The sequence below is a fragment of the Sodalis ligni genome (genome assembly GCF_016865525.2).
GTDB classification, from domain to species: Bacteria; Pseudomonadota; Gammaproteobacteria; order Enterobacterales; family Enterobacteriaceae; genus Acerihabitans; species Acerihabitans ligni.
The window spans coordinates 3,027,088-3,038,867 of record NZ_CP075169.1 but is presented as its reverse complement, the minus strand read 5'-3'; the positions used below and the strand labels follow the sequence as shown (position 1 = coordinate 3,038,867).

Genomic DNA, 11,780 nt, shown 5'->3' with positions numbered 1-11,780 from the left:
AGATAAGTTATTTTTTGAAATTTGTTGTAGATAATGATGATGCCTTGCAATGAGGGCAAATTATAACCCGCCCTTCTCTAATATCTCGTAAATTCTGTTTTGAGGTCATCTTACAATCAGGACATTGATAATCCATTTGTATTGCATTGATTCTATTCAACAAATCAGAAAGATAAGACATAAAAGACAGCCGAATAAATACAGATATTTTATTTTATCATAAGCTTGGCTAACGTTTAAATATGCTACATAAGAAGCAGTTACGCATTTTCATCAAAATTGTAAAAATAGTGTCAGAATTATAATCACTCATGCTTTTTAAACACCAAAGTCCGCCCCGTATCGGGTTCATACAGCCACCAGCATAAAGGATGAGCTCCCATCCACGGGCGGCCGCCAAGCAATGGCTTGATGAGTGCCCCATGGCAGCGGTAACGTGCCCGGCGATAAAATCTTTTAAAGACGTTGCCGGCCGATATTGTATATATAATTTTTCTCCAAAGAAAGATACCAATAATGAACGCAATAATATCAGCATTACCAGTAACCAATAATCACGAAAATAATATTCAGCAATCATCAATTTCATCAGGCACGGGGCAGAACCGCATCGGGGTGTTATCGCGGTTAAAACAGTCCTGAAGATATTTTCCATCGCATACCGGCTATCACCGAGGCCATAGCCTCATACCTGAGAGAGCCTGATTATTCCAATTTTGTCGCCGCGGTAAAGGAACTTCCCTACGTCCGCTACAGGAAATTTATCGGGTACACCAGCAAAAATCTTCCTCTCGACGCTTTGCGTCCCCATGAAAGGCAATTGCGCATAGCATTGCAGCTGCAACAAAAGAACTGTCCGACAGCTTAAAAAAAACTGTTATCGTTGAATTAACTCAAAGTGAACAAAAACCTTATGTCCCTTTTCCTCTGGGCACTATTGCGCTGGGTTGCCTCATTCCCCGACAGAATTCCCACGCCGGAATTGTTCATTATGTAGACTACTATGACGGCACCCTTCTTCCCCTTAACCTAGTGGGAAATAACCCGATAGCCACAGCGCTGCTTAAGTGGAAAAAGGAGGTAATGGCAAAAAACGATGCACTAAAGCGACTATTTGCCGGCGGAAGCAGCGTTATGTTAACTCGCTTTCAAGAGGATACATCCCTTCTCTCCATACCTATATATAAAACCGAGCTGAATCGTGAAAACTTTGCTATTTTACTTAAAGTGGCCGATGAGCAGGCCGCTAATGCGCCATTGCTGGAAAAATATGGATTAATATTTGTAACGATCCGGTTCGCCATTTGCCTAAAAAAAAATAACCTCGTCGGGCTCAGCGGCGCCGAGATAAACGAAGCCCTAGCCCGCTATCCCCGGCTGCTTGAAACGGGTAAGCATATCCTTGGCGTATTGCCGGGAAAAACGCTCTATAAAAGGCCGATGACGAATTAGCGATAAGAGATGTTAATGAGACGCTCAGGGCTGTAGCGATTTCACAAAAGGATTAACATCCTTTAAATCATGCTCAACAGCTCTTTATCATGTCAGGAGTGGTGTCAAGTGAAATATAATTGATTGCACCATAATGCAGCAAACCCGCCGTAGCGGGTTTGCGAGAATCAACTGGTCATTATGGGGTTTTACACCAACGCAGTAACGACAGCGATCCAAAACGCCATACATATCAATACTATGCTTGGCAGCGTTAAACGATAGAAATAATCCATAACAACCTCACATTTACCTGACATCTTTTAAGAAAAATCCTACACCTTTCCCGGTGCAAAAAATAGGAGCGGGATCATTTTTTAGACCCTTTTTTTCATAAAATGCATGTGCTGGATCACATCCCACCTAGGATTCGCCGCAGCAAACAGCCCTGTATGGCGCTTATCTTTCCATTTCACATCGGCGGGGTGGTTTTGAATAACACGCCAGTCAATCCCACCAGCACTGCCAGCAAAAGTAGACTAATCCACTTCCAACGTTGTTCACTTTTTGCACTCATGGTATCCCCCGTTTTGTTGTATACGGGTATATCGGACGCCGCTTAAAAATCTTTAGCCTTTATTTTTAAAAAAGAGCAAAACCCTTTTTACCCTAACGAGACGGTCTGCAAAGAGTGCTATGCTGGCGGTTACATTGGTTGCAAGGAGAGAATGATGATACCGATAACGACCCTGACCCTGGCGCCGTCCCTGGACAGCGCCACGACCACCGATCGGCTTTACGCCGAAGGCAAGCTGCGCTGCACCGCCCCGCTGTTTGAACCGGGCGGCGGCGGCATCAATGTGGCGCGGGCGATTGTGCATTTAGGGGGGGACGCCACCGCGCTGTTTCCTATTGGCGGCCCTACAGGCCGCCATCTGACCGAACTGCTCAGGGCGGAAGGAATAACCACCGATGCCATCGAAACCAAGGACTGGACCCGGCAGAATCTCCATGTACACGTAGAAAGCACCGGCGAGCAGTATCGTTTCGTTATGCCCGGAGCGCATCTGACCGGCGAAGAATTTGCTCTGTTTGAACAGCGGCTGCCCGGCCTCCCTAAAAATTCCCTGTTTGTTATCAGCGGTAGCCTGCCGCCGGGCATTAGCGTGGAGAATCTGCAGCATTTGCTGCAAGAGGCCCAGCGCTGTGGTTTACGCTGCGTTGTGGACAGTTCGGGTCCGGCGCTGAAAGCATGTCTGGATATCGGCAATCTGGCGCTGGTCAAACCTAACCAAAAAGAGCTGGCGGAACTGGTGAAACGTAATCTGGACGATCCCGATGCGGTAAGGCAAGCGGCCCTGGAAATTATTGCCCAGGGCAAAACCGAGCGCGTGGTGGTATCCCTCGGTCCTCAGGGGGCATTGGCGGCGGATAAGGATCGGGTATTCCAGGTCGTGCCGCCACCGGTTAAAAAGATGAGCACCGTGGGCGCCGGGGACAGTATGGTGGGCGCAATGACGCTGAAGCTGGCCGAGGGCGCGGATTTGCTGGATATGGCGCGATACGGTGTGGCGGCGGGCAGCGCGGCCACCCTGCACAAAGGCACCCGGTTATGCGCCTTGGAAGACACGCGGCGTATTTACGATTATCTGTGCCAAGATCTTACCGCCTGAGTAGAGACAAACGGAGGAGAGGCCGGGGATTGGCCATATTCACTTTAGTCGGCCTTCTCGGTCAAAAAACGAACAAAGCCCTTTAATAAAGTATTGACATTGTGGGGCTTAGACTCAACACTCATTTCTAGCGCCACCAGTGAGAATCCCTTACGCGGAGTACATTGGGTTTCCCTGGCGCGCCCTTCTCTTTTGAACCCGGTTCGAGCTGGTATTAACGGCCGAGGCGTTACCGGTTTTGTTCAATCGGCTATCGCCGCCCCTTTATTGGCGGGTGGGCCGATCCGACCATGGTCAGTAAAGCGATTCGGACATTAATCGGTAAGGCAACCTTAGGGGAAACGACGATGTGGCACGCCATTGACAATATGCTGGCCGAGACTTTTACCCGTGATGAAATACGTGAGCGCCGCGAATTACCGGGGAGAATTACATCGCGCCTGGTATCTCCGCTACGGCTCCGCGGAAATTTTCGTAAAAGCGATAGCCGCGAGCTTTGCAAAAATTCACTAACGAGGCCGATCAACTGGATATGCTCGGGCGCAGTAAAACCGTGCGCGTACCGAAAGTCTATGGCGTCGGCAGCGAACGGGACAGCAGTTTTCTGGTCATGGAATATATTCCGGAACGTCCTTTTGACGCCCATGGGGCTTATTGCCTGGGGCAACAATTGGCGCGCTTGCATCAATGGAGCGAGCAGCCGCAGTTCGGCCTGGATTTTGATAACGATCTTTCCACCCTCACCCAGCCCAATGCCTGGCAGCGGCGCTGGTCGACATTTTTCGCGGAACAGCGTATCGGCTGGCAGTTACAGCTGGCGGCGGAAAAGGGACTGGTTTATGGCGATATCGACGGGATAATTACCCGAATAGAGGAGATGCTTCATGAGCATCAACCGCAACCCTCTCTTCTGCACGGTGATTTGTGGCCCGACAACTGCGCCAATAGCGCCGGCGGCAATTTTTTATACGATCCGGCCTGTTATTGGGGCGATCGGGAATGTGATTTGGCGATGTTGCCTTTATATCCGGAGCTGCTGCCGCAAATTTATGACGGCTACCAAAGCGTCTGGCCGCTGGATAAAGGTTTTATCCGCCGGCAGCCTGTTTACCAGCTTTATTACTTGCTTAACCGCGCCAATCTGTTCGGCGACCAGCATATCAACCTGGCCGGTCAGGCGTTGGATCGGGTATTAAGCCAGAAACCGCAAGAGTAGCGAGAATGGCCCGGGGAATAATGCCCCCGGACAGCGTGGCGCCGTTTTACAGCATGCCGAGCAGTTTCAGAATGAAATAACCGGCTACCGCAATAATAATGGGCAGGATATAGAGGGGAAAAACCTGCAGCAGAATGGTATGGCGCGGCATGACAATTTTTTCCTCCAGTTGCGAACGGCTGTAGCCTTCGGTTCCCTTCGCGTGTTCCAGCACCATCTGATTTTCGATCCCTTCACGGATAAACCTGACCTGACGCGACATCCTGGCGCCTGAAGCCTGTAATGCCAGACCGACAAAGATCAGTAAATAAATAATCCAGAAACCAATATTGCCGACGAAATAACCATTCTCAAACGCCGGCTGCGGGGAGTTGAACCAAAACACATTCAGAAAAGAAGTGTTAAATCGCATCATATCGATGATAACGTGAAAAAAATCGGCCATTACCGCATTGATGCCTTTATTTTGCTCACTGTGCTGGTAAAGGAATTTCAGTAAAGAAATCAGTGTGGAAAGTAAAGCCGGTATAAATATTATCCATCCCGCTAACCGTTTTATTACGGCCAGGCGACCAGCTTGTTGATACGTCATGTGCTCCCCTTGTTAATCGACGCCAACCAGAACGCTTAAGTTTATCTATAATTTACCTTTTTTGCTGCGTTGTTTTTCATGAATCTGTTACAGCGGCTTGCCATCCCCTTATGCAAAGAAGAATGGTACTCTATTCCCCTCTTTTTTTTCACCGAACAGGAGCATGTCGAATGCCCGCATCAATCCCGCAGGAAGCCCTTATTTTTGATATGGATGGCTTGATTATTGACTCAGAACCCCTATGGCACCAAGCGGAGCTGGATGTGTTCGCGGCGATGGGAGTGGATACCGCCAAAGGGGAAAATTTGCCGGATACCTTGGGATTGCGTATCGACCAGGTGGTGAAACTATGGTATCAGGTCAGCCCCTGGCAAGGCGTCACACTGGACGACGTCACCCTGCGGATAATCCGGCGCGCCGTTACGCTGATAGAACAGCAGCGGCCGCTGCTGCCCGGCGTGCAATATGCGCTGGAAACCGCCCGTGACTGCGGGCTGAAGATCGGCCTGGCCTCGGCATCGCCGCTGTTTATGCTGGAAAACGTGCTTGAGATTTTCTCCTTGCGCCACTATTTTGCCGAAATTGCCTCAGCGGAACATCTTCCCTATAGCAAGCCGCACCCTGAAGTCTATCTCCAGGCGGCGGCCAAACTTGATGCGCTGCCGGAACGCTGCTCCACCCTGGAGGATTCGTTTAACGGCATGATTGCCACCAAGGCGGCGCGCATGCGTTCCATCGTGGTGCCCGACCCCGCTTACCGCGCCGACCCGCGCTGGGTAGTCGCCGATATCAAGCTAGACTCGCTGCTGAATCTGACCACTGAACATATTCTCTGAACCGCTACCGCCCGGGCGGGATATTATGATAGAAAATCGGCCCGTTTCGGTGTGAAGGTATCAATCAGGACGCTATTGTCTTCCAGGGCGACCACGCCGTGCATTTGGTGTTTCACCGCCCGATAGGCATCCCCGGCTTTCAGCAGCCGTTTTTCTCCTTCGATTTCCACCTCGAAACTGCCGGCGGCCACATAGGCAATCTGGTCGTGGATCTCATGGCGATGGGCAGTGCCCACTGCGCCCTTGGCAAAATGGACGCACACCATCATCAACTCATCGCTCCAGGTCATTACCTTGCGTTTAACGCCGTCGCCGACAACTTCCCAAGGGGTTTCATCATCAATAAAAAAGGTTTTCATACTGCTCCCGTTAGCCCATAGGCAACAAATCAAGAAAAATTACGGCCTTATAATACGATTGTAACGGATAGCGGCGGTAAGAAAACCTGAAAACACCAAAATCATGACTTCTCTCAAAAAATAAATAAAACATTATTTCATTTTTATTGAATTCATATCCCTCTCGCTCTATGATTCCAGCATCAATAGAGAGAACACCCTCTTCCCGAACATGTTCTGATAGAGAGGCATTACCATTATGCAAGTCCGCCAAAGCATTCACAGTGACCACGCGAAGCAACTGGACACGGAAGGGCTGCGCAGCCAATTTCTGATTGAAAAGATTTTTGAAGCCGATGCGTACACCATGACCTATAGCCACATCGACCGCATCATTGTCGGCGGGATTAAACCGGTGGCGAAAACGGTGAGTATCGGCAGCGAAGTGGGAAAGCAATTGGGCGTGAGCTATTTCCTGGAACGCCGTGAATTGGGCGTTATCAATATCGGCGGCCCGGGGGTTATCGTGGTGGACGGCAAGACCTATGAAATCGGCCACCAGGAAGCGCTGTATGTCGGCATGGGCGCCAAGGACGTTCAGTTCTCAAGCGTGGACGCCGCAAAACCGGCTAAGTTCTACTATAACAGCGCCCCGGCGCATACCACATATCCGAGCCGGAAAATCACCCTGGCGGAGGCTTCGCCGCAAACTATCGGCGACAACGCCACCAGCAATCTGCGCACCATCAATAAATTTATTGTGCCCGATGTCCTGCCGACCTGCCAGTTGACCATGGGTCTGACCAAACTGGCGGAAGGCAATCTTTGGAATACCATGCCTTGCCATACTCATGAACGGCGTATGGAAGTCTACTTCTACTTCGATATGGATGAAGAAACCGCGGTATTCCATATGATGGGCCAGCCGCAGCAAACCCGCCATCTGTTGGTGCATAACGAGCAGGCGGTTATCTCGCCAAGCTGGTCTATTCATGCCGGCGTCGGCACCAAGAATTACACCTTTATCTGGGGTATGGTCGGAGAAAATCAGGTATTTGACGATATGGATCATGTCAAAGTCAGCGAAATTCGCTGATACCGCTCTTCGTGCCGGCCCGTTCCGGCGTTATTTACGATATGCATTGGCGTCTGGATTTGGCCGCCATCAATGAGGAAAGGTATGATTTTAGACACGTTTGATCTTAAAGGAAAAGTAGCGTTGATCACCGGCTGCGACACCGGTTTAGGCCAAGGTATGGCTATCGGTCTGGCTGAAGCGGGCTGCGATATCGTCGGCGTCAATATCGTCGATCCGGAAGAAACCATCGCCAAAGTGACCGCTTTAGGCCGTCGTTTTCTGAGCCTGACCGCCGATTTGATGAAAACCGACGGCATACCCGCTATTGTGGAAAAAGCGGTGGCGGAGTACGGTCATTTAGATATCCTGGTGAATAACGCCGGTATCATCCGCCGCGAAGACGCCATTGAATTCAGTGAAAAGAACTGGGACGATGTGATGAATATCAACATCAAAACCGTGTTCTTTATGTCCCAGGCCGTGGCCCGCCAGTTCATCAAGCAGGGTAAAGGCGGCAAAATCATCAATATCGCTTCCATGCTCTCCTTCCAGGGCGGTATTCGTGTCCCTTCCTATACCGCCTCGAAAAGCGCGGTAATGGGCGTTACCCGGCTGCTGGCCAATGAATGGGCTAAGCATAATATCAATGTCAACGCACTGGCGCCGGGCTATATGGCCACCAACAATACCCAGCAACTGCGCGCCGATGAAGACCGCAGCAAAGAAATCCTGGAACGCATCCCCGCCGGCCGCTGGGGTTTGCCCGCCGACCTGAAAGGCCCGGCGGTATTCCTCGCCTCCTCCGCATCGGATTACATCAACGGCTACACCATCGCCGTAGACGGCGGCTGGCTGGCGCGGTAAGGATGCATCCCCGAAGCTAAATCGAGCGTGTTAAAGGAAGAGCGTGTTAAAGGGAGACCGTGCCAATGGGGTCGTAGCGGGCGTGGTTTTCCCGCCCGCAGAGCGCCCCATGGCGCGGTAAGCCCGCTATCACCAGACGTGCAACTAACCTGTAAAGGGTGAGCGCCGGTCTCCCATAGACATAAATTGAGATGTAAAAGTTACAAGGTAACCCATTTCCGAACCGGGCGGATTGCTTTATACTGGACAAATGACCAGCCATAAAGATTCCACATAGCCATGACCGCCGAGGGGCATCTCATATTTGCATTGGCCAGCACCATTTTAGCGAAAAAAATGGAGCTATCCCCTGCGCTTGCCCATGGCGACTGGTGGCATATAATCGCGGGCGGATTACTGACCTGTTTGCTGCCGGATATCGATCATCCCCAATCCTTCTTAGGTCAGCGGCTGAAATGGCTATCCCTGCCCATCGCCAGGGTGTTCGGCCATCGCGGCTTTACCCACAGTCTGCTGGCCATAATCGCCGGGATCCTACTGTTCACCCTCAAGCTCGCGCCGGATATGCTCATCCCCCTGGATGCTTTTCACGGCATGATTATCGGCTATCTCAGCCACATTGTCGCCGATATGCTGACCCCCGCCGGAGTGCCTTTATTATGGCCCTGCCGATGGCGTTTCCGTTTGCCTATTATCACCTCGCAAAAGGGCAATCAATGGGAACGGATATTATGCGCGGCGATATTAGTCTTTGCCGTACAGCACCCGCAAGGGATGCCCCTGAGCGGTAATATCCCGGTGCCCGATTCAGTCTACGTCCTCTGGCACAAAGTCCGCGGCACGTTATTTCCTCTTATTTAAATATTGTTATTGCAAGGACCGCTTGTCATGCCGGTGGGCCTATTTTGCGCCGACGATCATACCCTTGAGGAAAATAAGGCTTTAACGGCTGTCGGCATCGGAATCTGTTCTATAGTTGATCTACCGCCCCATATATATAAGCCACGGACGGCCATTATCTATCATTTCAACTCGATAAGAGGAGCAATGTTAATGTCTAAACCCACAGATCCCTCCCATGACAAAATACCTCTTTCCCACCCCGCTCCCGCCCCCGGCGCCAGTTCGGCCCAACCGGGATTGGGACATCTGGCCCCCGACGATAACAGCCACTTGCCCAAGCCCGGCGTCTCGGAGCCGGGTAAACAGCCCACCGCCCCCGGATCGGTCAAGAGTCCGCAAAACGGCAATGCCAAACTCGATGCGCTGGAACCCTACCGCAAGTCAGGCAAAGACCAGCCGCTGACCACCAATCAGGGGCTTAAAATCGCCGACGATCAAAATTCACTGCGCGGGGCGACGCGCGGGCCGACATTATTGGAAGATTTTATCCTGCGGGAAAAGATTACCCATTTTGATCATGAACGTATTCCCGAACGCATCGTCCATGCCCGCGGTTCAGCCGCACACGGTGTTTTGAGGTATACCGTTCCCTGAGCGATATCACCAAAGCGGCATTCTTAAAGGATCCTTCGGTAAAAACGCCGGTGTATGTCCGGTTTTCCACTGTGCAGGGCTCGAGGGGATCGGCGGATACCGTAAGGGATATCCGCGGCTTTGCCACCAAGTTTTATACCCAGGAAGGCAATTTCGATATCGTAGGCAACAATACCCCGATTTTCTTTATTCAGGATGCGCTGAAATTCCCCGATTTTGTCCATGCGGTAAAACCCGAACCGCATAATGAAATACCACAGGGCGGCTCCGCTCATGATACCTTCTGGGATTATGTGTCGCTGCAGCCGGAAACCCTGCATAACGTGTTCTGGGCCATGTCTGATCGTGGCATCCCCCGCAGCTATCGCACCATGGAAGGATTCGGCATTCATACCTTCCGTCTGGTTAACGGCGAAGGCAAAGCGACCTTTGTGCGTTTCCATTGGAACCGCTGGCCGGCAAAGCCTCGCTGGTATGGGATGAAGCGCAGAAACTGGCGGGTAAGGATGCTGATTTCCATCGACGCGATCTTTGGGAGGCCATTGAGGCCGGCGACTATCCGGAATATGAGCTGGGGCTGCAGCTCATACCGGAAGAGGATGAGCATAAATTCGATTTTGATTTGCTCGATCCGACTAAACTTATCCCCGAGGCGCTGGTGCCGGTGGAAATCGTCGGCAAGATGACGCTCAATCGCAACCCGGATAACTTTTTCGCTGAAACCGAGCAGGTAGCTTTCCATCCGGGCCATATCGTTCCGGGGATCGACTTTACCAACGACCCGTTGCTGCAGGGCCGGTTATTCTCTTATACCGACACCCAGATCAGCCGTCTCGGCGGGCCGAATTTCCATGAAATTCCCATCAACCGGCCGGTATGTCCTTACCACAATTTCCAGCGCGACGGCATGCACCGGCAGGATATCGATACCAATCCCGCGGCCCACGAGCCCAATTCCATTAACGACAACTGGCCGCGCGAAACCGCACCGGCGGCGCAGAATGGCGGGTTTGAAACCTACCAGGAACGCATTGACGGCCATAAAATCCGAGAGCGCAGCGACTCTTTCCTTGAGTATTATTCCCACCCGCGTTTGTTTTGGCTCAGCCAGACCCCGGCGGAACAGCAGCATATCGTCGATGCCTTCAGTTTCGAACTGGGCAAGGTCGCACGGCCCTATATTCGTGAACGGGTCGTCGATCTGCTGACCCGGGTAGATGTGCAGCTCGCAAAGCGGGTAGCCGCCAAGCTCGGCTTAGCGCTCTCGGCGGACGCGTTAAAAACCGCACCGCCCAAGCCGGTGAACGGTATTAGCCAGGATCCTACCCTTAGCCTGTATGCCAGCGGCAGCGGCAGCGTTAAGGGGCGTCAGGTAGCGTTGCTGCTCAGCGACGGGGTAAATGCCGCCGATGTACTGGATGCGCTGCAAGGGCTGAAAGCCGCAGGAGTCCATGCCAAACTGCTGGCCGCCCATGGGGGTAACGTCGTCGCCAATGATGGATCAACGCTGCCCGTGGATGCCACGTTCGAGGCATCTCCTTCGATAAGCGTCGACGGCGTCATCGTACCGGACGGCAATATGGACGCGTTGCTGCTGGACGGGGAAGCGAGTCATTATATCCTCGAAGCCTACAAGCATCTAAAGGTTATCGCCTTAAGCGGCGATGCCAAGCGTTTTAAACAACAGCTTGGGCTGGTGGACGACAAAGCGGAAGAAGGCTTATGCGAAGGAACCGCCGCCCAGGGAGGCTTGATGCAGGATTTTATTGACCAGTTGAAATTGCATCGCGTCTGGTCCCGTATCGGCAAGATTGCCGGCGTACCCGCCTGATTGACTAGAAAAGAAATGGGCGATAAGTGAATATTTCACTTATCGCCCATCACTCACCCCAACAGCGCCGGGTTTGCTTCGTGGCCGTTATTGCTGCGGGTTGGTATCGTATTCCTGGCAGCTCTGGAACCCTTTGTTCAGGACGTGGTTGGTATCATCATAGCTGACAAAGTAATTGATGGGTTTACCGTCGCGAGTACCTAAAACATAGCTGTCACAGGTGCCGCGAGCATTAATCATGGTGGCTGACGTTGACGGCACACCGCCGATGGCGCGGGCTTGTTGTTTGGTCATACCCTTTTTAACGTCGCTAACCACGGGTTTTTTCATATAACTGTCGGCTCTGTCAAACACGGTACAGCCGGAAAGCAGGGTTAATGCGGTAGCGGTGGTAAAAGCTAAAACGATCTTCTTATTCATAATG

The 11,780-nt window shown here is 51.8% G+C and carries 11 protein-coding genes and 2 pseudogenes; 8 read left to right on the top strand and 5 right to left on the bottom strand.

The genetic code is table 11. From position 1 onward, the window contains the following. Nucleotides 1-7: 7 nt before the first annotated feature. Complete coding sequence (locus GTU79_RS31405; protein WP_420854183.1) at nucleotides 8-136, bottom strand: YnfU family zinc-binding protein; 129 nt, start codon at nucleotides 134-136, stop codon at nucleotides 8-10. A gap of 93 nt (nucleotides 137-229) precedes the next feature. After that, nucleotides 230-655: a hypothetical protein gene (locus tag GTU79_RS14080; RefSeq protein ID WP_214514061.1), complete on the bottom strand. Its 426-nt coding sequence runs from the start codon at nucleotides 653-655 to the stop codon at nucleotides 230-232. A 428-nt stretch (nucleotides 656-1,083) separates the two neighbouring features. Between GTU79_RS14080 and GTU79_RS14075 the strand changes: the two genes are divergently transcribed. From GTU79_RS14075 to GTU79_RS14065, 3 genes and pseudogenes are all read left to right on the top strand, one after another. Next, nucleotides 1,084-1,452, top strand: a complete 369-nt coding sequence (locus tag GTU79_RS14075) for a hypothetical protein (RefSeq protein ID WP_214514060.1) — start codon at nucleotides 1,084-1,086, stop codon at nucleotides 1,450-1,452. A 710-nt stretch (nucleotides 1,453-2,162) separates the two neighbouring features. Further along, nucleotides 2,163-3,104, top strand: coding sequence for a 6-phosphofructokinase II (gene pfkB, locus GTU79_RS14070; protein ID WP_132927743.1), 942 nt, complete (start codon nucleotides 2,163-2,165; stop codon nucleotides 3,102-3,104). Nucleotides 3,105-3,451: 347 nt separating this feature from the next. Next, a pseudogene (locus GTU79_RS14065) lies at nucleotides 3,452-4,320 on the top strand (fructosamine kinase family protein). A 46-nt stretch (nucleotides 4,321-4,366) separates the two neighbouring features. On the opposite strand, the gene GTU79_RS14060 reads toward GTU79_RS14065, so the two are convergent. After that, on the bottom strand, nucleotides 4,367-4,912 hold the full coding sequence (locus GTU79_RS14060) for a YniB family protein (protein ID WP_132921632.1): 546 nt from the start codon (nucleotides 4,910-4,912) through the stop codon (nucleotides 4,367-4,369). A gap of 170 nt (nucleotides 4,913-5,082) precedes the next feature. Between GTU79_RS14060 and hxpB the strand changes: the two genes are divergently transcribed. Then, the gene (gene hxpB, locus GTU79_RS14055) at nucleotides 5,083-5,748 is read left to right on the top strand and encodes a hexitol phosphatase HxpB (protein WP_203521462.1); all 666 of its coding nucleotides are present in this window, start codon (nucleotides 5,083-5,085) and stop codon (nucleotides 5,746-5,748) included. A 23-nt stretch (nucleotides 5,749-5,771) separates the two neighbouring features. Here the strand turns inward: hxpB and GTU79_RS14050 are convergent, their stop codons facing one another. After that, nucleotides 5,772-6,107, bottom strand: a complete 336-nt coding sequence (locus tag GTU79_RS14050; RefSeq protein WP_132921634.1) for a cupin domain-containing protein — start codon at nucleotides 6,105-6,107, stop codon at nucleotides 5,772-5,774. Between the two features lie 238 nt (nucleotides 6,108-6,345). Between GTU79_RS14050 and kduI the strand changes: the two genes are divergently transcribed. From kduI to katE, 4 genes and pseudogenes are all read left to right on the top strand, one after another. Next, nucleotides 6,346-7,182 carry a 5-dehydro-4-deoxy-D-glucuronate isomerase gene (gene kduI, locus GTU79_RS14045; RefSeq protein WP_132921635.1) on the top strand — a complete coding sequence of 279 codons (837 nt, stop codon included), beginning with the start codon at nucleotides 6,346-6,348 and terminating at the stop codon, nucleotides 7,180-7,182. An 84-nt stretch (nucleotides 7,183-7,266) separates the two neighbouring features. Beyond that, a complete protein-coding gene (gene kduD / locus GTU79_RS14040; RefSeq protein WP_132921636.1) occupies nucleotides 7,267-8,028 on the top strand; it encodes a 2-dehydro-3-deoxy-D-gluconate 5-dehydrogenase KduD in 762 nt (253 codons plus the stop codon). A 279-nt stretch (nucleotides 8,029-8,307) separates the two neighbouring features. Then, nucleotides 8,308-8,889: a metal-dependent hydrolase gene (locus tag GTU79_RS14035; protein WP_132921637.1), complete on the top strand. Its 582-nt coding sequence runs from the start codon at nucleotides 8,308-8,310 to the stop codon at nucleotides 8,887-8,889. 192 nt (nucleotides 8,890-9,081) lie between these two features. Beyond that, nucleotides 9,082-11,356, top strand: a pseudogene (gene katE / locus GTU79_RS14030) (catalase HPII). A gap of 87 nt (nucleotides 11,357-11,443) precedes the next feature. Here the strand turns inward: katE and osmE are convergent. Further along, a complete protein-coding gene (gene osmE, locus GTU79_RS14025) occupies nucleotides 11,444-11,776 on the bottom strand; it encodes an osmotically-inducible lipoprotein OsmE (RefSeq protein WP_132921639.1) in 333 nt (110 codons plus the stop codon). Nucleotides 11,777-11,780: the final 4 nt, after the last annotated feature.

Coding starts and splice junctions, on each gene's coding strand:
- kduI (WP_132921635.1), top strand. CDS start 6,346: ATGCAAGTCCGCCAAAGCATTCACAGTGACCACGCGAAGCAACTGGAC.
- GTU79_RS14035 (WP_132921637.1), top strand. CDS start 8,308: ATGACCGCCGAGGGGCATCTCATATTTGCATTGGCCAGCACCATTTTA.
- hxpB (WP_203521462.1), top strand. CDS start 5,083: ATGCCCGCATCAATCCCGCAGGAAGCCCTTATTTTTGATATGGATGGC.
- GTU79_RS14060 (WP_132921632.1), bottom strand. CDS start 4,912: ATGACGTATCAACAAGCTGGTCGCCTGGCCGTAATAAAACGGTTAGCG.
- osmE (WP_132921639.1), bottom strand. CDS start 11,776: ATGAATAAGAAGATCGTTTTAGCTTTTACCACCGCTACCGCATTAACC.
- kduD (WP_132921636.1), top strand. CDS start 7,267: ATGATTTTAGACACGTTTGATCTTAAAGGAAAAGTAGCGTTGATCACC.
- pfkB (WP_132927743.1), top strand. CDS start 2,163: ATGATACCGATAACGACCCTGACCCTGGCGCCGTCCCTGGACAGCGCC.
- GTU79_RS14050 (WP_132921634.1), bottom strand. CDS start 6,107: ATGAAAACCTTTTTTATTGATGATGAAACCCCTTGGGAAGTTGTCGGC.
- GTU79_RS14080 (WP_214514061.1), bottom strand. CDS start 655: ATGGAAAATATCTTCAGGACTGTTTTAACCGCGATAACACCCCGATGC.
- GTU79_RS14075 (WP_214514060.1), top strand. CDS start 1,084: ATGGCAAAAAACGATGCACTAAAGCGACTATTTGCCGGCGGAAGCAGC.
- GTU79_RS31405 (WP_420854183.1), bottom strand. CDS start 136: ATGGATTATCAATGTCCTGATTGTAAGATGACCTCAAAACAGAATTTA.